Below are 20,654 nucleotides of genomic sequence, written 5' to 3'. Positions count from 1 at the left end.
TGCTTGCAAGTTAGAAAGCCCTTCGGCTGTGCCGAAGGGCTTTTTCGTTGAATCGCAGAAGACGCGTGCTGCTCATCCGGCCATCAGCGTCACACCAGCTAGCAAACCGCCTAATTCCTCGCATCGGATCAGATCCGCTGCCGGAACCGTCTTGGGCGCCAGGATCTGGTCCGCCGTTTGCGCACCCAAATTCACGATCAGCGCAGGCGCCACCGCCTTCAGCCGCCAGCCGGTGCAGATGCGCTCGGTCTGCCGGACGGCGCCCGCGCCATCGCTGCCGGCACTGATCGCCAAGGCATATGGCCGTCCCGAGAGCTGGTCCAGCACCGCGTAATAGTTGCGATCAAAAAACTCTTTCATCTCGCCGCTCAGGCTGGCCAGGTTTTCCGGCGCGCAAAACAGAAACGCCTGACTGGCGAGCAACGCGTCTGCTTCGACGGCTGCCGCGCGCCGAAGCACAATGCGCAGCTCTTCAGTCTGTTCCAGCTGCGTTGCGGCCGCAGCAGCGCCACGGGCGGCGGCTTCGGCCATCTGCCGTGCGGCACCAGTGCGGGAATGCCAGACGATCAGCAATTGCTTCATAGGTACCTGTTTAAGGTGTCCTGCCGGTAGTAGGTGCGCAGCAACCCATACCATTCAGGCAGCGCCTGCTGCATGGGGGCGGGATCTACGAAGAAATGTTCCGAGCTGACGGCAAAGAATTCGGCTTCGTCCGTGGCGGCATAGGGGTCCATCGGCAACTGGCCATACCACTCGTCAGCCTCATCGCTTTCTGGGTCAACGTCCGGGGGGATGGCGGCTTCGACGGCGTCCAGCGCCGCAATAAAGCGGTTCAGGCTGTCGTCCAGAATGCGGCGCCAGGCCTGTGGCTTCAGATCGGGGTGCGCGGCAAGCGCGGGCATGCCGTCGGCAAACCCGGAGCGCAGATCGAGTTTGTGGGCAAATTCGTGGATGACCACATTGAAGCCGCCCTCGGACAACTGCGTGTCTTCCCATGACAGCACCAGCGGCCCGCCTTCCCAGGCTTCTCCCGCCGCGTCCTCGATGTATTCGTGGACCACGCCGTCGTCATCCTGGCTGGACCGCGGGATACGGAAGCTGGCGGGATACACGATGATCTCGTCCCAGCCCTCATAGAGTTCGGGTGCAAGATTCAGGATGGGCAGGCTGGCCTGGGCCGCGATGGACAAGCGCATGAAGTCCGAGACCTCCAGCCCCTGTGCGCCGTTGATGTTCTTGCTGGCCAGCAGCCATGCGGAACGCGCCAGCAACTGAGCGGTTTCGTCGGCGTTCAATACCGCCAGGAAAGGGTGGGCATCCAGCACCTGCCGCCACAGATCAGGCGAGATGCGCGCTTGCATCTCGGCGACTGCTGACGGACGGGCGCCCCGGCCCTTGAGCCAGCGCAACATAAGCTTGAGTTCCTTCTATATACCGAAGAACGGCAGGGGATTCTGGGTGAGCAGACCCTAGTGTAGAGTGTCGGGAATCTCAACCCGATCCCGCTCGACACCCGTTATGTCCGCCCAGCCTGTTCCCGACGCGCCTTCGCCTTTTGACGCTGCCTGGCGGCAGGAGGTAGGTGCGAGCCTGGATGCCGATGGCCTGGCGCTGATCGACCAGGCCGTCGCCTGGGCCGTGCCGCGTTTTGAAGGGCAGCAAGCCCTGACAGGCGAGCCGCTGGCGGGACATGGCGCGGGTGTTGTCCGCATCCTGGCAGCTCTGCATACCGACGCTGCCACGCGCGCTGCGGCGCTGTTGGCCGCCTTGCCCACCGACTTGATGGCGCCCGCCCCGGCCTTGCGCAATGATCCGGTCGCCACCGAATTCGGCGCGGAAATCGCCCGTCTGGTGCAAGGCACGCGTGCGCTGCTGCGTCTGGGCGTGGTCGCCCGCCAAGCCAGCGACGCCGAAGCCGAAAGCGGCTCCCAAAAGGAAATGCAGCGCAAGATGCTGCTGGCCATGGCGGCCGACCTGCGCATCGTCCTGATGCGGCTGGCGTCCCGCCTGCGCACCTTGCGCTGGCATGCGGAAAGCAAGGCGCCGTGTTCAGTCGAGTTTGCCCGGGAAACGCTGGATCTGTACGCGCCGTTGGCCAACCGCCTGGGCATCTGGCAGATCAAATGGGAAATGGAAGACCTGTCTTTTCGTTTCCTGGAACCCGAAAAATATAAGCAAATTGCTCGCCTGCTCGAAGAAAAGCGGGTCGAACGCGAAGCCTTTATCGCAGGCGCCATTGATCGCTTGCAGACGGCGCTGGCCAAGGCCGGCATCGAGGCTGAAGTCAGCGGCCGCCCCAAGCACATCTACAGCATCTGGAACAAGATGCGCGTGAAGCGCCTGGACTTCGCCCACATGTACGATTTGCGCGCCTTGCGCATCATCGTCGACGACGTGCGCGCCTGCTACACGGCGCTGGGCATGGTCCACGAAATGTGGACCCCGCTGTCTGACGAGTTCGATGACTACATCTCGCGTCCCAAGCCGAACGGCTACCGCTCGCTGCACACTGTGGTGGCCGATGACGATGGTCGGCCATTCGAGGTGCAGATCCGTACGCGTGAAATGCACCAGTTCGCCGAATACGGCATGGCCGCGCACTGGCGCTACAAGGAAGCGGGCGCCAAGGGCGGGCAGGTGGCGGCATCTAGCGAATACGATCGTCAATTGGCCTGGATGCGCCAACTGCTGGCCTGGAACACCGATGTCGAAGGCAGCGGCGAATCCGCTCCTGAACCGGCCAAGCCCGAGACCGGAAAATCCGCCGCAGGCAAACCATCGGGCAAGAATCGCAATGTGGTCACAGCGCCTGCGCATACGGACGAACGCATCTATGTGCTGACGCCGCAAGCGCGTGTGATCGAACTGCCCGCCGGCGCCACGCCGGTGGATTTTGCGTATCACCTGCACACGGATCTGGGCCACCGCTGCCGCGGCGCTCGTGTCGATGGCCAGATGGTGCCATTGCAGACGCGCCTGTCCACCGGGCAGACCATTGAAATCATCTCCGCCAAATCTGGCGGCCCGTCGCGCGACTGGTTGAATCCCCAATTGGGATTCCTGGCCAGCCCTCGCGCGCGAGCCAAGGTGCGCATGTGGTTCAACGCGATTGAACTCCAGCAGCGCATTACCCAGGGCCAGGCGCTGGTGGAAAAGGAATTGCAGCGTCTGGGCAAGACGGCGGTCAATCTGGAACAACTGGCCCAGACCCTGGGTTTTGCGCGCGCCGACGATCTTTACGTGGCGGCCGCCAAAGAAGAGTTCAGCCTGCGTCAGATTGACAACGTATTCCAGCAGCCGGCGCCTGCGACCGAACCGCAGCCCGCCGCATTGCGCAATGCCAGCGCGGGCAGTGCCGAGAAAAGCGGCAAGAGCGGCGTGCTGGTGGTGGGGGTCGGGTCGCTGCTGACGCAGTTGGCGCGCTGCTGCCGGCCGGCGCCGCCGGACGCGATTGCCGGTTTCGTTACGCGCGGCCGCGGCGTGTCCATACATCGCCGCGATTGCCACAGCTATCTGGCGTTGGCCGAGCGCGAACCCGAACGCATCATCGAAGTGGCCTGGGGCGAGACCGCAGACACCTTCTATCCGGTAGATGTCAGTGTGCGAGCCCATGACAGGCCCGGCCTGTTGCGGGACCTGTCTGAAGTGTTTGCGCGCCTGCGCCTGAATGTGGTGGGCGTGAATACCCAGAGCAAGCAGTCGCTGGCCCACATGGTGTTTACGGTGGAAGTGCGCGGGGGCGAGTCGCTTGCCCGGGCGCTGGATGCCCTGGCCGAAGTGGCGGGCGTGTCCTCGGCAACTCGCCGCTAGGACAGTACCCCGGGCCAGGCGGCCCGGGGGGATCATGCTTTAGTCCAGCTGTTCATGCGCGCGGTCGCGCATGAAGAAGGCTGCGATCAGGCCGAGCGCCACGCCGAACATCACGTAGTACGCAGGCGCCATGGGCGAACCCGTGGTCTTGATCAGCCACGTCACGATGAACTGCGCAAAACCGCCGAAGATCATCACCGCCACGTTATAGGCCAGCGACAACCCTACCGAGCGCACGCGCGCCGGGAACAGCTCTGCCATCACGGTGCTGAATACGCCGAAGAAGGCCGACACGAAGAAGCACACGACGATCTGCACCGTCAGCAGGCGGCTGATCGATGGGGCGTCCGACAGCCAGAAATACAGCGGGTACAGCACCAGCAGGTAGCCGATCAGCGAACCGATGATAAGGGGGCGGCGGCCGACGCGATCCGACCAGGCGCCCATCAACGGCGTCAGCACGACCATCAGCGCAGCGCCAGCCATCTGCACCATGAAGGAATCCTTCATCGGCAGCTTCAGGATCTGCGTGGAATAGGTGATCAGATAAGTGAAGGTGATGTAGATGGATACCGTGGCCGTCACGACCAGGCCCACGCCGATCAGCGTTTCACGCGTGTGGGTCTTGATCATCTGGCCCAGGCTCAGGCTCTTCAGTTCACCGCGCGCGGCCGCCTGACGGTCCTCTTCCTTCATCTGCTTGAACACTTCGGTTTCGTCGATGTTCTTGCGGATATAGATGGCGATGGGAACAATCACCAGACCGAAGGCAAACGGCAGGCGCCATGCCCAGTCGGCAATTTGCTGCTGCGTAAAGAACTCGGTGATCAGTGTGCCGCAGGCTGCGCCGATCAACAGGGCCAGCATCTGGCCTGCCATCTGCCACGAGCCGTAAAAGCCGCGTTTGCCGTTGGGCGCCATTTCGATCAGCAGCGCGGTCGATGTGCCGAATTCACCACCGGCGGAGAAGCCTTGCAGCAAGCGCGCGATCAAGATGAAGATAGGCGCCAGAATGCCGGCTGCGTGATAGGTCGGGGCGACCGTGATCAGCGCAATGGACACAGCCATCAGCGATGTGACCATCACCATGGCGGCCTTGCGGCCCTTCTTGTCGCCGTACATGCCCAGAATGATGCCGCCAACTGGACGCATGAAGAAGCCGACGCCGAAGATCGCGGTCGTCATCAGAATTGCGTTCAGTTCACTGCCGGGAATGCTGGGGTCGGTGGGAAAGAACAGCTTCGCGATGATCGGCGTCATGAACGCGAACACCAGGAAGTCATACCATTCGAGGGCGTTGCCTATCACTGCGGCCACGATGTTGCGTGTGGGGACTGCTTTGTGCTGCACGGTTTCTCCTTGGGGGTGTTTTCCAATCCGGGCGCCATTCTAGGCGCTTAACTGGTGAACAGTGCGCACCGCTGTCCAAGACGCGGGCGCTTCCTGGCCTTACACTTCTGCTTTTCCCCAAGAGAGTAGTGACATGAACGCGCGCACCTGGCTGGAAACGCTGGTCGGTTTTGATACCACCAGCCGCAATTCCAATCTTGCACTGATCGAAACCGTCCGCGATTGGCTCAAAGGCCAGGGCGTCGATGCGTGGCTGGCGCACAATCCCGAGCGCACCAAGGCCAATCTGTTTGCCACGTTGCCCGCAGCGGATGGCAACCAGCAGGGCGGTATCGTCCTGTCGGGCCACACCGATGTGGTGCCCGTGGATGGTCAGGACTGGGCTACGGACCCGTTCAAACTCGTCGAAAAAGACGGGCTGCTCTTTGGGCGCGGCAGTTGCGACATGAAGGGTTTCATCGCCGGATCACTGGCGCTGGTGCCAGAATTTCTGGCTATGCCGCGCAAGAAGCCGATTCATCTGGCGTTCTCTTATGACGAGGAAGTCGGTTGCGCAGGTGCGCCCTACATGCTGGCCGATCTGCTGGAACGCGGCATCCGCCCCGAGGGCTGCGTCGTGGGCGAACCCACCGGCATGCAGGTGGTGGTGGCTCACAAGGGCATCAATCTCTTCCGTTGCAAGGTGCATGGCAAGGCGGCGCATTCGTCCTTGACCCCGCGCGGTTGCAACGCCATTGAATACGCCGCCCGTCTGATCTGCCGCATTCGCGATCTGGCCGACAGTTTCAAGGCCAAGGGGCCGTACGATCAGTTCTACGACGTGCCGTTCTCCACCATGACCACCAATCAGATTCGCGGCGGCATTGCGGTCAATACCATTCCTGAGTTGTGCGAGTTCACGTACGAATTCCGCAACTTGCCGGGCATGCAGCCGGACGAAATCCAGGCAGAAGTCGAAAAATACGTGCGCGAAGAACTCTTGCCGCGCATGCAGGCCGAATTCGAAGGCGCCCGCATCGATATCGAGACCGGCGCCGCCGCCCCGGCGCTGGAAGCCTCGGAAGAGGCTGCCATCACTCAGCTGGTGCGCGCCCTGACCGAAGACCGCACCACTCGCAAGGTTGCCTATGGCACCGAAGCCGGCCTGTTCCAGGGCATCGGCATTCCCACGGTGGTCTGCGGTCCCGGCCACATCGAACAAGCCCACAAGCCCAACGAATTTGTCGCCTTGGACCAGATGGCCTCGTGCGAGACCTTCCTGCGGCGCCTGGGCCAGTCGCTCTAAGTGCCATGGCGGCCGGGGCCCTCTTGCCCCGGCTCCGCCCGGGTCAGGTAAAATGACGGGTTGCAAACCGGATTTGCGGCCGGCAGTGGTCTGCCGCGATACCGGGGGAGAAGCTTGGTGAAACCTTACGACTTTCCGGATGCCAAGGGCCATTTTGGTCCCTATGGCGGTGTTTTCGTGGCGGAAACGCTGATGCACGCGCTCGACGAGCTGCGTGCCGCCTATGACCATTACCGTGTCGATCCCGCTTTCCTTGAAGAGTTCAACTACGAACTCAAGCATTTTGTAGGCCGGCCCAGCCCGGTCTACCACGCCCGCCGCTGGTCGGACCTCGTAGGCGGCGCCCAGATCTGGTTCAAGCGTGAAGACTTGAATCACACCGGCGCGCACAAGGTCAATAACTGCATTGGCCAGGCACTGTTGGCCAAGCGCATGGGCAAGCCGCGCGTCATCGCCGAAACAGGCGCTGGCCAGCACGGCGTGGCAACAGCCACTGTGGCGGCCCGCTACGGCATGGAATGCGTGGTGTACATGGGCAGCGAAGACATCCGCCGTCAGGCGTCGAACGTCTACCGCATGAAGTTGCTGGGCGCCACGGTGGTGCCGGTGACTTCCGGCTCGCGCACTCTGAAAGACGCGCTGAATGAAGCCATGCGCGACTGGGTCACCAACATTGAAAACACGTTCTACATCATCGGCACGGTAGCGGGTCCCGACCCCTATCCCCGCATGGTGCGCGATTTCCAGACCGTCATTGGCAATGAATGCCTGACTCAGATGCCGGAATGCATCGGCCGTCAGCCCGACTATGTCGTGGCGGCGGTGGGCGGCGGTTCCAATGCCATGGGCATTTTCCACCCCTATATCCCCTACGAAAACGTGCGCCTTATTGGCGTCGAAGCGGCGGGCGAGGGCATGGATAGCGGCAAGCACGCTGCATCGCTGGCCGCAGGCCGAGTGGGCGTATTGCACGGCAATCGCACCTACGTCATGCAGGATGCCGATGGCCAAGTGCAGGAAACCCACTCCGTTTCCGCCGGACTGGATTACCCCGGCGTCGGCCCCGAACACGCCTGGCTGAAAGACACCGGCCGCGCGGAATACGTGGGGATCACCGACGAAGAGGCCCTGAAGGCGTTCCATGACTGCTGCCGTATCGAGGGCATCATGCCTGCGCTGGAGTCCTCGCACGCCATCGCCCAAGCCGTGAAGATGGCGGCGACGCTGCCGCGCGACGCCGTCATTCTGGTCAACTTGTCGGGCCGTGGCGACAAAGACATGCATACCGTCGCGGAACGCGCCGGTATCGAGCTCTAACAACCATGACAACTCGCACTGATCGCATCGCGGCCGCTTTTGCGCGCACCGCTGAGTCCGGCCGCGCTGCGGCGCTGATTCCCTACATTGCGGCTGGCGATCCTTCGCCCGCTGCCACCGTTCCCCTGATGCACGCGCTGGTTGAAGCCGGCGCGGATGTGCTCGAGCTGGGCGTGCCGTTTTCCGATCCCATGGCCGACGGCCCTGTGATCCAACGCGCCGCAGACCGCGCCATTGCGCAGGGCGTGGGCCTGACCCGCGTACTGGAACTGGTTGCTGAATTCCGCAAGCAGGATACCTCCACCCCGGTGGTGCTGATGGGGTATGCCAACCCTATCGAACGCATGGGGCAGGCCGAATTTGCGCGTAACGCCGAAAAATCTGGCGTGGACGGCGTATTGGTCGTGGACTATCCGCCCGAAGAAGTCATTGAATTCGCCGCTACGCTGGGCGAACACGGCATTGCTCCGATCTTCCTGCTGGCCCCCACGTCCACGGAAGACCGTATCAAGGCAGTGGCCGAGGTGGCCCGCGGCTACGTGTATTACGTGTCGCTCAAGGGCGTCACGGGTTCAGGCTCACTGAATACCGATGACGTCGCCGAACGCGTGGCCATCATTCGCCGCCATGTGCGCAATATTCCGGTTGGCGTGGGCTTCGGCATTCGCGATGCGGAAAGCGCCCAGCGTGTGGCGCGTGTGGCGGATGCTGTCGTCATTGGCAGCAAACTGATTGAAACCATGGAGCAGGCGGTGGCTAACGCCCCCGCGGCCCAGAAAACCGACGCTGCAGTCACCGCCGCCAGCGGCTGGCTGCGCACCATCCGGCAAGCGCTGGATCAAGTAAAACGAGACGGCGCGCCGGCCTGAGCGGCCGGGCGCGACCTCACACGGGATGAATAATCAATGAGCTGGATCGAAAAACTCCTGCCTCCTCGCATCAATAAAACCAGCGACAGCGGCGCTCGCCGCGTCCCCGAAGGCCTTTGGGTGAAATGCCCGTCGTGCGAATCGGTGCTGTATAGCGAAGACTTGGCGGCCAACCTTCACGTTTGCCCCAAGTGCGACCACCACATGCGTATCGGGGCTCGCGCCCGTATCGATTCGCTGCTCGACATGGAAGGCCGCGTTGAAATCGGCCAGAACACCCGTTCGGTGGATACGCTGAAGTTCAAAGACACGCGTAAATACCCCGAGCGCCTGCAAGAAGCGGTCAAGCAGACAGGCGAGTCCGACGCGCTGGTCGTCATGAGCGGTTCCATCCGCGGCGTGCCGGCTACCTTGGCCTGCTTTGAATTCGAATTCATGGGCGGTTCCATGGGTTCGGTGGTGGGCGAGCGCTTTGCGCGCGGCGCCCAAGCTGCGCTGGACAACAAGACTCCCTTTATCTGCGTGGCCGCTTCGGGCGGTGCACGGATGCAGGAAAGCCTGCTGTCCCTGATGCAAATGGCCAAGACGAACGCCATGCTGACCCGCTTGTCGGCAGCCGGCCTGCCGTTCATCAGCGTGCTGACCGATCCGACCATGGGCGGTGTGTCGGCCAGCTTTGCCTTCATGGGCGACGTGGTCATTGCTGAACCCAAGGCACTGATCGGCTTTGCCGGTCCGCGCGTGATTGAGCAGACCGTGCGCGAGAAGCTGCCTGAAGGTTTCCAGCGTGCCGAATTCCTGCTGCAAAAGGGCGCCATCGACATGGTGATCGACCGCCGCCAGCTGCGCGAGGAAATCGCTCGCTTGTTGGCCTTGCTGAACAACCAGCCTGCTGACGTAGTCACGGCCTGATCGTCTCCGGACAGTCGGCACGCCTCAAGGGCGTGCCTCGGTCCGGGAAAAATGCCGCCGTCAGCCCTTGGGTGCGGCGGCATTTTCGTTCGTGCGCAGAGTTTGAATGTGTGGAGAAGGTCTCGATCGTGTATCGAATGTGACCACGCTTTTCGGAATTCAGTTTTCCAGCCTAATTTGTTGCCTTATTGCGACACATATCAAGCCATCCGGCCCGTATTTTGCTATGTTGCCAACTAGCTTAGAAAATCACGGAGTTTTCCCAATGCAGTCGACCAAGAAAAAAATGCTTACCCGCCTGATCGGTTTGGCCCTGTTTGGCGCCGCCACCGTGGCAACCGCTCAGTCGTCTACGGGTACTCAAGGCGGCGTGAGCCTGCATTACGGCATTGGTGATCACTATCAGCGTCTGACGCTGAACTATGAAACCCCTTCGGTGTGGACGTATCAATTCGGCGGCAACTGGGGCCGCTTGGATCTGACGCCCGAATTGGGCGCTTCCTATTGGCAGGCTGATGGTTCGCGTTCGCCGGGCCATGTCTGGCAACTGAACGCAATCCCGATGTTCCGCTGGTGGGCTGGCGAACGTTTCTACGTAGAAGCAGGTATTGGCGCCACCGTGTTCTCCAGCACGCGTTTCGCCAACGAAAACATCAGCACGGCCTTCCAGTTCGGAGACCACGTCGGTCTGGGTTTCCTGGTGACGCCCAACAACCGTATCGGAGTGCGCTACTCGCACTTCTCCAATGCCAGCATCAAGCGCCCGAACCCGGGCCTGGACGTTCTCCAGCTGACCTATACCTACCAATTCTGACCGCTCAAGCGGCCTGATCTGGAAAAGCCCTCGCACAACGCCGAGGGCTTTTTTTTGCATGGAGGTTTCTCGCGCAGCCGAGTACTCGTCGGTTGGGTGCGGCACGAACCGCGAATCGGCAACCGCCACCGCAAGAACCCCATTGCCACAGCGCTTAGACCTTCAACATCTGCTTTGCACGGAAGTGGCAAAAGAACCCTAGCGCCGCCGAATAAGCACAGCGCTCAGTGCGCCGAGCAAAAAAAAAGCCCCCGTTCTTTCGAACGAGGGCTTTTTCGCATCGGGCAGCTTAGTGATGCGTTTCGACTTGAACCAGCGGTTCATTCGATACGGCAGCAACTGCCTTGCGCTCACGGCCCAAACGGGTCGGGGTGTGTGCGGAGGCGATGCGCACCTGCGTTTGAGCGTGGCGCTCGGGGTCGGTTTCAACCCATTGCAGGCCAGCGTCGTTCACCACTTGATGCAGGGCTTGTGCCTTGGCTGACGGAGTCGTTGCCGGCACCACGATCGGTTGTTGCGCAGCGGCCGGAGCCGGAGCGGCCGGAGCGGCCACGGCGGCGGTCGTCACGACGGGTTCGGCTGCGGCGGTTTCCACCGGGGCGGCGGCTTGAGCCGGCACCTGGGTTGCGGGTTCCACGGCAACAGGCGGCGTCACGGCGGGAGCAGCCGTTTGCACGGGCTGGGCCACGACAGGTTCGGCGGCAGCTTGAACCGGCTCGGCCTTGGCGGCTTCGACGGCAACGGGCTGGACCTGAACCGGCTGGGCTTCCACCACTTGGGCTTCAGTCACCTTGGTTTCGACAGCTTGAAGCTGAACCGGAGCGGCTTGAACCGGAGCGGCTTCAACCTTAGGCGCTTCAACCTGCACGGCTTGGACCGGAGCAGCTTCAACCTTCGGAGCGTCCTGCGGGGCAGCTTGAACCGGGGCAGCTTGAACCGGAGCGGCCGGGGCAGCTACACCTTCAGCCTGGTCTGCGGAGTCGTCGTCCGAGCCATCGTCCAGCTGATCGTCGCTGCCTGCCAGACCTGCTTCTTCCTGGCTGCGGCGGCCACGGCGGCTACGGCGGCGGCGGCGCTTGCGTTCCGGATCGGCGGCGCCTTCAGCGCCTTCAGCGTTGGGGAAGCCATCTGCGGATTGGTCGGCGGCATCGGCGGCGTCTTGATCGGCCTCAGCAACGGGCTTGGTGTCGGGCAGGGCGCTTGCAACGGATTGCGCCAGTGCAGCCACCATGCTTTCTTGCTCGCTCATCGGTGCGTCGGACTGACCTTCTTCGCGGCGGTTGCGACCACGGCCACGGCGGCGGTTGCGGCCGGCGCCCGTGTCGTCGCCATTGGCTTCGCCAGCGTTGTCAGGACGGTTGGACGCCAGGGCCGCTTGTGTGGCCTGGTTGTCGCGATCGCCACGCGCTTCGTTGCGATTATTGCGATCGCCGCGTTCCTGGCGTTCGCCGCGCTCGCCTTCAGGACGGCGGTTGCCACGGACGTGGTGACGGCCGCCTTCAGTGCCCTCGGCGCCTTCCGTGCGCGCTTCGCCGCGACGGTTGCGGTTGCGGTCCGAACCGTGGCGTTCGCCACGGCGTTCCTGGCCGTCATGGCCATTGCGGCCCTTGCCACGTCCGGAGGCAGCGCGCTTGGCGCTGTCTTCTTGAGCAGTGGCAGGCTTGGCGGGGGTGCTGGCATTGCCGGTCAGCCAGCCAACCAGACGCTTGAACAAACCACCCAGGCCACCCGCCGACGCGGTAGCGGCGGGCGCGGCAGCCGGAGCTGCAGGCGTCGAAACGGGAGCGGGCTGCGAAGGCGTGATGCCCTTGACCAGCGCTTCCGGACGAGCCTTGATTTCGTTTTCGCGCGGCTGCCAGGGCGAGTCCGTGGCCGGAGCTTCAACCAGCTCGAAGCTGGTCTTCAGTTCTTCCAGGCGCGGATCATCGTGGCGCAGGCGCTCGATGTGGTGATGCGGCGTTTCCAGATGCTTGTTGGGGATCAGCATCAGGTTGACCTTCAGGCGGGCTTCCATCTTGGTGATGTCGGCACGCTTTTCGTTCAGAAGGTAAGTGGCCACATCGACCGGCACCTGGGCGTGGACCGCCGCGGTGTTTTCCTTCATCGCTTCTTCTTGCAGCAGACGCAACACGTGCAGGGCGCTGGATTCGGCATCGCGGATCACGCCGGTGCCGTTGCAACGCGGGCAGGTGATGTGCGAGCCTTCGTTCAGGGCCGGACGCAGGCGCTGACGCGACAGTTCCATCAGGCCAAAACGCGAGATCTTGCCCATCTGAACGCGAGCACGGTCGAAATGGAGCGCATCACGCAGGCGCTGTTCAACGGCGCGCTGGTTCTTGCTGTCTTCCATGTCGATGAAGTCGATGACGATCAGGCCGCCCAAATCGCGCAAGCGCAATTGGCGGGCCACTTCGTCGGCGGCTTCAGAGTTGGTGCGCAGCGCGGTTTCTTCGATGTCTGCGCCGCGCGTGGAGCGGGCGGAGTTCACGTCGACGGAAACCAGTGCTTCGGTGTGGTCGATCACGATGGCGCCGCCGGAGGGCAGCTGCACGGTGCGCGAATACGCCGTTTCGATCTGGTGTTCGATCTGGAAACGCGAGAACAGCGGGATATCGTCACGGTAACGTTTGACGCGCTGGACGTTGTCCGGCATCACGACGCTCATGAAGGCCGTGGCCTGATCAGCGATCTCATCGGTGTCGATGAGGATTTCACCGATTTCGGGCGAGAAGTAATCGCGAATCGCCCGGATGACCAGGCTGGATTCCAGGTAGATCAGGATGGGCGCGGAGTTGTCGCGGGCTGCGCCATCAACGGCGGTCCACAGCTGCAACAGGTAGGACAAGTCCCACTGGAGCTCTTCGACGTTACGGCCAATGCCTGCGGTGCGCGCGATGATGCTCATACCTTGGGGCAGATCGAGCTGCTCCATGGTGTCGCGCAATTCCTGGCGGTCTTCACCCTCGACACGGCGCGAAACGCCACCGCCACGGGGGTTGTTGGGCATCAGGACCAGATAGCGGCCGGCCAGTGAGATGAACGTGGTCAGGGCTGCGCCCTTGTTGCCGCGTTCTTCTTTTTCGACCTGAACAATCAGTTCCTGACCTTCGCGCAGCGCATCTTGGATGCGGGCGCTACGGACATCCACGCCTTCTTTGAAGAAGCTGCGGGCAACTTCCTTAAAGGGCAGAAAGCCGTGGCGGTCTTCGCCGTAATTGACGAAGCACGCTTCTAGGCCGGGTTCGATCCGGGTAATGACACCTTTGTAGATGTTGCCTTTGCGTTGTTCGCGGCCGGCAGTCTCGATGTCGAGATCGATGAGTTTTTGCCCATCGACGATAGCGACGCGTAATTCTTCCTGATGCGTCGCATTGAACAGCATGCGCTTCATGAGAGGGTTTCTCCGTTGTCATGACGCGCCGATATCGGCGCGTGACCTCGGGTCACTCGGGCAGCGGCTGAAGCGGGCAAGAAATGCGGACCGTACCTGGGCGGCGCCCAGGCGTATCCGCCGCGGGTCAGGCGGGCACGTCGTGCCGTGGGGCACGGGGTTCTGTCAGCAGGAGGGTCAGCTTCACTGAGTGTGGTTTGACGGAAAAAATTGCTGTGAACGGCAGTTGCGGTCGGATTGGTTGCCTACACGCAGCTGGTGCTTTAAATATGCGACGATTCTTGCAGTGCTTCAGAGCCGCTTGCGGCATGCAACGGACCTGCTGGGACAGCGGGCAAAGTGAATGCCACACCACTATCCGGCAGGGCGCGGTTGCGCCGGCGACCAAGAGACCCAGGGGTTGAATAGCAGGCAGTACAATAGCGGCCCACGCGCTCGACGGAGTTGCGTACTTGTTTGCATCTCTACGCCAGGCGGCTAGTTCAGCCCCTTAAGGCTGTCCCGATTATATGTCGCTTTCCGCAATGCGCAAAGAAACTTCCTCCCCCATATCCCCCTCTAAAGCCCCCCCCGCCGTCCGCATGGTGGAGGTCGATGCCGAGCAAGCCGGCCAGCGTTTGGATAACTTCCTGATGCGGTTGTGTAAGGGCGTCCCCAAAACGCATATCTACAAAGCCATTCGTGGCGGCGAAGTGCGCGTAAACAAGGGACGCATCTCGGTCGACTACCGCATCGCCGAGGGCGACATCGTGCGGATTCCGCCCCTGCGTCTGCCTGACCCCGGTAAACCTCGCCCCGTGCCTGGCGCGGAATTTCCGGTGGTGTTCGAAGACGATGCGCTGCTGGTCGTGGACAAACCCGCCGGTGTGGCCGTGCACGGAGGCAGTGGCGTCTCGTTTGGCGTGATCGAGCAATTGCGCGCCGCGCGGCCCGACGCCAAATTCCTGGAACTGGTGCATCGCCTGGACCGTGAAACCTCGGGCCTGCTCATGGTGGCCAAGAAGCGCAGCGCGCTGCTGGTGCTGCACACCATGCTGCGCGAAGGCAAGGGCGATAAACACTACCTGGCCCTGGTCGAAGGTGATTGGGTCAATGACCGCCAGCACATCAAGCTGGGGTTGTCCAAGTGGACGACCCAGTCCGGCGAGCGCCGTGTCAAGGTTGACCCGGACGGCCAGACCGCACACACCATCATCACGCTCAAACAGCGTTTTGGCGGGTACAGTCTGGTCGATGCTGAATTGAGGACGGGGCGCACCCATCAGATCCGGGTGCACCTGGCCGCCAGCGGCTTTCCCATTGTCGGCGATGACAAATACGGTCACGATGACGTGCGTGCGCAGTTCGCTCGCATGGGGTTTGGCCGGATGTTTCTGCATGCCCACCAATTGACGCTTGCTCACCCGGTGACGGGCGAGTCCATGACCCTTACCGCCGAGCTGCCCCCCGCGTGCCGGAAAATACTGAAACAACTGGAGTCTGATTGATGATGTCGTCGTATTCGCTGGTCGTCTTTGACTGGGATGGCACGTTGATGGATTCCACGCACAGTATCGTGGCCGCCATTCAGGGCGCCTGCCGCGACCTGGAACTGGCGGTGCCGTCGGCATCCGAGGCAAGTTGGGTGATTGGTCTGTCCCTGGAAAGTGCTCTGCGTCGCGCCGTGCCCGAGCTGACGCCGGCCATGATGCCGCGCTTTCTGGAGCGCTATCGCACGCACTATCTGTTGCGCGACCCGGAATTGCGTTTGTTCGAAGGCGTGCCGGAGCTGTTGGACGAGCTCGCAGGGCAGAACGTCCGCCTGGCTGTCGCAACGGGCAAGAGCCGTGTCGGTCTTACGCGCGCCCTGGCCGCGACCGGCCTGGGTCCCTTGTTCGCAGCCACCCGCACGGCGGACGAAACATTCAGCAAGCCGCATCCGGCGATGCTGCATGAACTGATGCAAGAGCTGGATGTAGATCCGGCCCGAGTGGTGATGGTGGGTGATACCTCTCACGATCTGCAAATGGCCGCCAATGCAGGCGTTCATGGCCTGGGTGTGACCTATGGCGCTCATACCCTGAAGGAACTTGAGGGTTGTGCGCCCCAGGCAGTGCTCGATAGCGTGCCCCGCGTGCGCGATTGGCTCCTGTCGCGGGTTTCGGCTGCCGCCTAAGCCCCTAAACCGGCGCCCGTGGGCGCTGGCGAGGAACGTTGGGCGGCTGGGCATGTCTATCGGAAAGTTCGCATCCACAGGGCGCCCTCGCGGAATATCATGAGGCGGCGCGGCGTCTATGGATTGCGCAGGGGGTGGCCGCCATCCAGGCTGCCGCCACACCGGAGACCACGATGTTGATACGCAAGCCCGACGATATTCTTCCGTCCGAAATTACTGACGAGGCGGTCTGGCGCTCGCGGCGCGAGCTGATGCTGCGCGCCGGGCTGACCGCGGCAGCGGTGGGATTGCCCGGCTGGACCGCGCGCAGCGCCTTTGCGCAGGGCGCCTCCGCGCAAGATGCAGGCGTATTGACGGGCAAGCCCGATGCTGCATTCAGTGTCATGGATAAACAGACCCCGCTGGCCGACGTCACGTCCTACAACAACTACTACGAATTCGGGGTTGATAAAGCTGACCCAGCCGCCAACGCCGGCAAGTTGCAGACCCGCCCGTGGGCGGTCAGTGTCGAAGGCGAGGTTGCCCGGCCGCGTACGTTCACCATCGAAGAGCTGCTGAAGCTGGCGCCAATGCAGGAGCGCGTCTACCGCCTGCGCTGTGTCGAGGGCTGGTCCATGGTGATTCCCTGGGTGGGCTATTCGGTATCCGAATTGCTCAAGCAGGTCGAGCCCACTGGTAACGCCAAATACGTCGAATTTGTCACTGCCGTGCAGCGCGAGAACATGCCGGGCGTGCGTACCGGCATTCTGGATTGGCCATATGTTGAGGGCCTGCGGATCGACGAGGCCATGAATCCGCTGGCCATGCTGGTCTTTGGCGTGTACGGGAAAGTGCTGCCGAATCAGAATGGGGCGCCTCTGCGTCTGGCGGTGCCCTGGAAATACGGTTTCAAATCGGCCAAGTCCCTGGTGAAGATCAGGCTGGTTGAAAAGTTGCCTGTTTCATCCTGGATCAAGGCGGCGCCGCAGGAATACGGCTTCTATGCCAACGTGAACCCGAACGTGGCGCATCCGCGCTGGAGCCAGGCAACCGAGCGCCGTATCGGCGAGGACGGCCTGTTCAGCCCCAAGCGCAAGACGTTGATGTTCAACGGTTATGGCGAACAGGTTGCCTCGCTCTACCAGGGCATGGACCTGAAAGCGAATTACTGAGGCGTCTATGGCTGAGGGCACATCGCAAGCGGTCCCGGCCGCGCCGCCGCGCAAGCCGCAGCTGTCGGCCCGGACGATCGGGCGCTTCAAGCCCTTGTTGTTCCTGCTTGGGCTGACACCTTTCGCGAGATGGGTATGGCTGGGCGTGAATAATGGCCTGACGGCCAATCCCGTCGAATTTCTGACCCGGTCATCGGGCACGTGGACGCTCGTCTGTCTGCTCGTTACCTTGGCGATTACCCCCTTGCGCCGTTTGACCGGCCAGCCGGCGCTGGTGAGGGTGCGGCGCATGTGCGGTCTCTTCGCTTTTTTCTACGGGGCCATGCACTTCATGGCCTGGGTGTGGTGGGATCGCGGATTCGATCCGTCGGCAATGTTGCAGGACATCGGGGAGCGCCCCTTCATCATGGTGGGTTTTTCCGCCTTCGTGCTGATGACGGCATTGGCGGCAACGTCCACGCAATGGGCGATGCGCAAGCTGGGTAAGCGCTGGCAGCAGTTGCATCGCGCCATTTATGTCATCGGCCTGCTGGCTGTTCTGCATTTTTGGTGGCACAAGGCAGGCAAGAACGACCTGACCCAGCCCGCGCTGTATGCCGCCGTGCTGGCGTTGCTGCTGGGCTGGCGCCTGGTCGTGTGGTGGCGGCGGCGGTCGTGATAGCCGCTGCGGCCGCCGCTTCCATCAGGAACTACAGAATGGCCAACATGATCGCAGCGGTTTCGGCGTCGGGCTGGCCATCGTGTAGCGCGGGCCGGTAGTGCATTTGGAAGGCTGCCAGCGTGTTGATCGTGGCGCGGTCCAGCGTGCCGTCCTGGGGGCACGCATAACCTAGCCGCGCCAACTGCTTCTGGAACCAGGTCACATCTGGTGTGCCCTGTACTTGTAAGCGCGCCAGGTGGGAAGCAGCGCCGCTTTCGTCATACCAGCGGCCGATGCCAGCCTGCGCCAGCGCCTTCCATGGAAACAGCGGGCCCGGGTCCACCTTCCGCTGCGGCGCAATGTCACTATGGCCCACGACGTTCTCAGGGGCGATGCCATGGCGCTGGATGATGTCCCGAAGCAATATGGTCAGTGCGCGCACCTGACGGTCGTCATAGGCGTGCCAGACAGGCTTGCCATCGGTGCCTTCGGTCCAGCCCGCATTCACGATCTCGATCCCGATGGACGTGCTGTTCATCGCGATGTTGCCATACCAGGAACTGGCGCCGGCATGCCAGGCGGCGCGGCTTTCATCGACCAGCCGGTAGGCGCGGCCAGACTCGTTGATCAGGTAGTGCGAACTGACTTTACCCTGCGACAGGAGCTGCATCGACTTGGCGTCGTCAACGCTGGTGTAGTGCAGAACAATGCTGCGCACGCGGCTGGCCTGGCTGACTGCGGTGACAGATGTGTCGAGATTCAAACCGGCGGGGCCGCGCGCGGCGCACCCTGCCAGGACTGCTGTGGCCAGCAGTGTGGTGATAAGACGAAACATGGGGTTCAGCGGGCCAGGAAAAGGAACAGCGTGGGCAATTTGTCGAGCTGGGGCGCGGGCAGCTTTTTCCAGTCTGCCACGGTGTGGGTGACGACCCATTCGTCGTCAGTGGTGACCGAGCGGGCGACACACAGTTTGGTATCGCCTTTCAGGCTGGCCAGCAGCGTGGTGAACATCGCTGCGTTGCGGTAGGGCGTTTCGATCAGCAACTGGGTCTGGTTCTGCTTCGCGGAGAGTTGTTCCCAGGCTTTCAATTGCTTGGCGCGCTCGGCGGGGTCGACGGGCGCGTAGCCGTGGAAGGCGAAGCGCTGGCCGTCCAGGCCGCTTGCCATCAGGCCCAACAGGATGGAGGATGGCCCCACCCATGGTTTGACCGCAATGCCCAAACGGTGCGCAGCGTCCACCACCTTTGCGCCAGGATCGGCCACGGCCGGGCAGCCCGCTTCGGAAACCAGGCCGATTTCCGCGCCTTTCTTAACCGGTTCCAGCCAGGCCTTGATCTGGTTGGCATCGGCCTTGTCGGTCAGGGTGTGGATGGTGATTTCCTGCAACGGGCGGGTGGTGCCGATCAATTTGAGAAAGGCGCGCGCCGTCTTTGCGTTTTCAGCGATGTAGGTGTCGAGCCGGCCAGCCAGAGCGCGAACGTCGGCAGGTAGCCAGCGTTCGGGCGGAGAGTCTCCCAGGCTGACTGGGATCAAATGCAGGGCGCCGCTCATTGGGGGGCTCCCGGTGCATCTAGCGGGTCTAGCCCAAACAGAACCAGCATCCGCGTCAGTTCGATCAGCGGCAGGCCGATAATAGCGGTCGGGTCGTCGCTCTGAATGCTTTCCATCAGCGCGATGCCCAGGCTTTCCGCCTTGGCGCTGCCTGCGGTATCGTACGGTTCTTCGGCGCGCAGATACGTTTCGATGGCGTGTTCCGACAGCGAGCGGAAGCGGCAGCGCGTGATGATGTCGGCTTTTTCCACTCGCAGGCCGTCCGTGACCGCCAGAGCGCTGTGGAATTCCACCATTTGCCCGGAAAGCGTCCGCAACTGGGCCTGGGCTCGCACAAAGTCCCCGGGTTTGCCGATAGGTTGGCCGTCGATAGTGGCCACCTGATCCGAGCCAATAATGATGCTGCCAGGGTGGTGGGCGGCTACCGCCATGGCCTTGGCGACCGACAGGCGCAGGGCCAGCGCTTCAGGCGTTTCGCCCGGGTGTGGCGTTTCGTCCACATCCGGTGAAATGGCCGTGAAGGGCAGGCGCAGGCGAGACAGCAGTTCTTTGCGGTAACGCGAGCTGGACGCGAGGATCAGGCTAGGCTTTAAAGGCATACGTTATTTGACGTTGGTGCATGGATCGCAGTATTATCTAACGTTTTGCGGGATTTTTGCAGCGAACTCTATGGGCCGCAGGTTGGACCCAAGATTTTGGACCACAGGTTTTGGACCAATAAGATTTGGACCAATAAGATTTGCAGGCTCCAAGCTTTGAGCTTTTCTTGAGTAAGCGCAAACACCCGTAAATGCAAAGGACTCAACATTAAGCGCATCGATGCATTCGCATTTGCCCATTCGGGCAAGGAAGCGCATGGCACCATACCTCTTGTGCGGTTTTCGCGCGCGGTTGAAGGGTTACCCGAACAACCGCTGGGCGATGCCGGGCTTGTGACATGGTCTGTGCGTGGTGAAATAGGTAAGTCTGGCCTGTTGCTTGGCCGACCCCTCTTGCACGTTCACGTGCAGGCGAATCCGGTGCTGGTCTGCCAGCGGTGCAATACGCCGTTTGTGCATCCGATTGATAGCGAAGTCCTCTTGCAGCTGGTCAAGTCCGAAGCCGATCTCGATGATGGTTTTACCAACGGTGAACACACCAATGGTTTTGCCGGCGAGGACGAAGAAGACGAAGAAGGAAATGGTTTTGTGTCCAACCAGCCTGAAAAGGTGGTGGGTTCACATCATTTTGACCTGCTGGCCCAGGTTGAAGATGAGCTCATTCTGAGCGTTCCGTATGTGCCCAAGCATGAAGTATGCCCGGGCGCGCAGGCCAACGTCAGCGAAGTTCCTGAGGAACCCGCTGTCAAGCGTCCGTCGCCGTTTGCGGTGCTGGAACAACTGAAGCACAAAGATTGAGATCAACATCGG

Annotated in this window: 18 protein-coding genes; 11 read left to right on the top strand and 7 right to left on the bottom strand. The window is 62.1% G+C overall.

Features of this window, described 5'->3' with window-relative positions:
- Positions 1–72: 72 nt before the first annotated feature.
- Together RAS12_RS15430 and RAS12_RS15425 are read right to left on the bottom strand one after the other, a co-directional pair.
- Positions 73–582: an NAD(P)H-dependent oxidoreductase gene (locus tag RAS12_RS15430; protein ID WP_306935572.1), complete on the bottom strand. Its 510-nt coding sequence runs from the start codon at positions 580–582 to the stop codon at positions 73–75.
- On the bottom strand, positions 579–1,412 hold the full coding sequence (locus RAS12_RS15425; RefSeq protein WP_306935571.1) for a M90 family metallopeptidase: 834 nt from the start codon (positions 1,410–1,412) through the stop codon (positions 579–581). The genes RAS12_RS15430 and RAS12_RS15425 overlap by 4 nt, the downstream gene beginning before the upstream one ends.
- Positions 1,413–1,518: 106 nt before the next feature.
- On the opposite strand from RAS12_RS15425, the gene RAS12_RS15420 reads away from it, so the two are divergent.
- A complete protein-coding gene (locus tag RAS12_RS15420) occupies positions 1,519–3,810 on the top strand; it encodes a RelA/SpoT family protein (RefSeq protein WP_306935568.1) in 2,292 nt (763 codons plus the stop codon).
- A gap of 39 nt (positions 3,811–3,849) precedes the next feature.
- On the opposite strand, the gene RAS12_RS15415 is transcribed toward RAS12_RS15420, so the two are convergent.
- Positions 3,850–5,160, bottom strand: a complete 1,311-nt coding sequence (locus tag RAS12_RS15415) for an MFS transporter (RefSeq protein WP_306935566.1) — start codon at positions 5,158–5,160, stop codon at positions 3,850–3,852.
- Between the two features lie 133 nt (positions 5,161–5,293).
- Between RAS12_RS15415 and argE the strand changes: the two genes are divergently transcribed.
- The 5 genes from argE to RAS12_RS15390 all read left to right on the top strand — a co-directional run bounded on the left by argE (position 5,294) and on the right by RAS12_RS15390 (position 10,357).
- A complete protein-coding gene (argE, locus tag RAS12_RS15410) occupies positions 5,294–6,445 on the top strand; it encodes an acetylornithine deacetylase (RefSeq protein WP_306935565.1) in 1,152 nt (383 codons plus the stop codon).
- Positions 6,446–6,562: 117 nt separating this feature from the next.
- Positions 6,563–7,762, top strand: coding sequence for a tryptophan synthase subunit beta (gene trpB / locus RAS12_RS15405; protein WP_306935564.1), 1,200 nt, complete (start codon positions 6,563–6,565; stop codon positions 7,760–7,762).
- Positions 7,763–7,767: 5 nt separating this feature from the next.
- Positions 7,768–8,631, top strand: coding sequence for a tryptophan synthase subunit alpha (trpA, locus tag RAS12_RS15400; protein ID WP_306935562.1), 864 nt, complete (start codon positions 7,768–7,770; stop codon positions 8,629–8,631).
- Between the two features lie 36 nt (positions 8,632–8,667).
- On the top strand, positions 8,668–9,543 hold the full coding sequence (gene accD, locus RAS12_RS15395) for an acetyl-CoA carboxylase, carboxyltransferase subunit beta (protein ID WP_306935561.1): 876 nt from the start codon (positions 8,668–8,670) through the stop codon (positions 9,541–9,543).
- Positions 9,544–9,808: 265 nt separating this feature from the next.
- A complete protein-coding gene (locus RAS12_RS15390) occupies positions 9,809–10,357 on the top strand; it encodes an acyloxyacyl hydrolase (protein ID WP_306935560.1) in 549 nt (182 codons plus the stop codon).
- A 289-nt stretch (positions 10,358–10,646) separates the two neighbouring features.
- Here the strand turns inward: RAS12_RS15390 and RAS12_RS15385 are convergent, their stop codons facing one another.
- A complete protein-coding gene (locus tag RAS12_RS15385) occupies positions 10,647–13,748 on the bottom strand; it encodes a ribonuclease E/G (protein ID WP_306935558.1) in 3,102 nt (1,033 codons plus the stop codon).
- A gap of 524 nt (positions 13,749–14,272) precedes the next feature.
- Here RAS12_RS15385 and RAS12_RS15380 point away from each other — a divergent pair.
- From RAS12_RS15380 to msrQ, 4 genes are all read left to right on the top strand, one after another.
- A complete protein-coding gene (locus tag RAS12_RS15380) occupies positions 14,273–15,235 on the top strand; it encodes an RluA family pseudouridine synthase (protein WP_306935556.1) in 963 nt (320 codons plus the stop codon).
- Between the two features lie 2 nt (positions 15,236–15,237).
- Positions 15,238–15,903, top strand: coding sequence for an HAD family hydrolase (locus RAS12_RS15375; RefSeq protein ID WP_306951468.1), 666 nt, complete (start codon positions 15,238–15,240; stop codon positions 15,901–15,903).
- A 173-nt stretch (positions 15,904–16,076) separates the two neighbouring features.
- A complete protein-coding gene (gene msrP, locus RAS12_RS15370; protein WP_306935554.1) occupies positions 16,077–17,054 on the top strand; it encodes a protein-methionine-sulfoxide reductase catalytic subunit MsrP in 978 nt (325 codons plus the stop codon).
- Between the two features lie 7 nt (positions 17,055–17,061).
- Complete coding sequence (gene msrQ, locus RAS12_RS15365; RefSeq protein ID WP_306935552.1) at positions 17,062–17,712, top strand: protein-methionine-sulfoxide reductase heme-binding subunit MsrQ; 651 nt, start codon at positions 17,062–17,064, stop codon at positions 17,710–17,712.
- Positions 17,713–17,743: 31 nt separating this feature from the next.
- On the opposite strand, the gene RAS12_RS15360 is transcribed toward msrQ, so the two are convergent.
- Genes RAS12_RS15360 through RAS12_RS15350 form a run of 3 tightly spaced genes read right to left on the bottom strand, consistent with a single transcriptional unit; the run spans position 17,744 to position 19,844 of the window.
- Positions 17,744–18,529, bottom strand: coding sequence for an N-acetylmuramoyl-L-alanine amidase (locus RAS12_RS15360; RefSeq protein WP_306935550.1), 786 nt, complete (start codon positions 18,527–18,529; stop codon positions 17,744–17,746).
- 5 nt (positions 18,530–18,534) lie between these two features.
- Complete coding sequence (locus RAS12_RS15355) at positions 18,535–19,245, bottom strand: SAM-dependent methyltransferase (protein ID WP_306935548.1); 711 nt, start codon at positions 19,243–19,245, stop codon at positions 18,535–18,537.
- The gene (locus RAS12_RS15350; protein WP_306935546.1) at positions 19,242–19,844 is read right to left on the bottom strand and encodes a Maf-like protein; all 603 of its coding nucleotides are present in this window, start codon (positions 19,842–19,844) and stop codon (positions 19,242–19,244) included. The genes RAS12_RS15355 and RAS12_RS15350 overlap by 4 nt, the downstream gene beginning before the upstream one ends.
- A gap of 207 nt (positions 19,845–20,051) precedes the next feature.
- Between RAS12_RS15350 and RAS12_RS15345 the strand changes: the two genes are divergently transcribed.
- Positions 20,052–20,642: a YceD family protein gene (locus RAS12_RS15345; protein WP_306951466.1), complete on the top strand. Its 591-nt coding sequence runs from the start codon at positions 20,052–20,054 to the stop codon at positions 20,640–20,642.
- Positions 20,643–20,654 lie beyond the last annotated feature (12 nt).

The sequence above is a fragment of the Achromobacter seleniivolatilans genome (assembly GCF_030864005.1).
In the GTDB taxonomy this organism is placed as follows: Bacteria; Pseudomonadota; Gammaproteobacteria; order Burkholderiales; family Burkholderiaceae_B; genus Achromobacter; species Achromobacter seleniivolatilans.
The sequence above is the reverse complement of the archived record's forward strand: the minus strand, read 5'-3'. Positions and strand labels throughout refer to the sequence as shown.

What these genes read in the sequence shown, in the direction of transcription:
- RAS12_RS15430 (WP_306935572.1), bottom strand. Translation starts at nt 582, where the DNA reads ATGAAGCAATTGCTGATCGTCTGGCATTCCCGCACTGGTGCCGCACGG.
- RAS12_RS15425 (WP_306935571.1), bottom strand. Translation starts at nt 1,412, where the DNA reads ATGTTGCGCTGGCTCAAGGGCCGGGGCGCCCGTCCGTCAGCAGTCGCC.
- RAS12_RS15420 (WP_306935568.1), top strand. Translation starts at nt 1,519, where the DNA reads ATGTCCGCCCAGCCTGTTCCCGACGCGCCTTCGCCTTTTGACGCTGCC.
- argE (WP_306935565.1), top strand. Translation starts at nt 5,294, where the DNA reads ATGAACGCGCGCACCTGGCTGGAAACGCTGGTCGGTTTTGATACCACC.
- trpA (WP_306935562.1), top strand. Translation starts at nt 7,768, where the DNA reads ATGACAACTCGCACTGATCGCATCGCGGCCGCTTTTGCGCGCACCGCT.
- accD (WP_306935561.1), top strand. Translation starts at nt 8,668, where the DNA reads ATGAGCTGGATCGAAAAACTCCTGCCTCCTCGCATCAATAAAACCAGC.
- RAS12_RS15390 (WP_306935560.1), top strand. Translation starts at nt 9,809, where the DNA reads ATGCAGTCGACCAAGAAAAAAATGCTTACCCGCCTGATCGGTTTGGCC.
- RAS12_RS15385 (WP_306935558.1), bottom strand. Translation starts at nt 13,748, where the DNA reads ATGAAGCGCATGCTGTTCAATGCGACGCATCAGGAAGAATTACGCGTC.
- RAS12_RS15380 (WP_306935556.1), top strand. Translation starts at nt 14,273, where the DNA reads ATGCGCAAAGAAACTTCCTCCCCCATATCCCCCTCTAAAGCCCCCCCC.
- RAS12_RS15375 (WP_306951468.1), top strand. Translation starts at nt 15,238, where the DNA reads ATGTCGTCGTATTCGCTGGTCGTCTTTGACTGGGATGGCACGTTGATG.
- msrP (WP_306935554.1), top strand. Translation starts at nt 16,077, where the DNA reads ATGTTGATACGCAAGCCCGACGATATTCTTCCGTCCGAAATTACTGAC.
- msrQ (WP_306935552.1), top strand. Translation starts at nt 17,062, where the DNA reads ATGGCTGAGGGCACATCGCAAGCGGTCCCGGCCGCGCCGCCGCGCAAG.
- RAS12_RS15360 (WP_306935550.1), bottom strand. Translation starts at nt 18,529, where the DNA reads ATGTTTCGTCTTATCACCACACTGCTGGCCACAGCAGTCCTGGCAGGG.
- RAS12_RS15355 (WP_306935548.1), bottom strand. Translation starts at nt 19,245, where the DNA reads ATGAGCGGCGCCCTGCATTTGATCCCAGTCAGCCTGGGAGACTCTCCG.
- RAS12_RS15350 (WP_306935546.1), bottom strand. Translation starts at nt 19,844, where the DNA reads ATGCCTTTAAAGCCTAGCCTGATCCTCGCGTCCAGCTCGCGTTACCGC.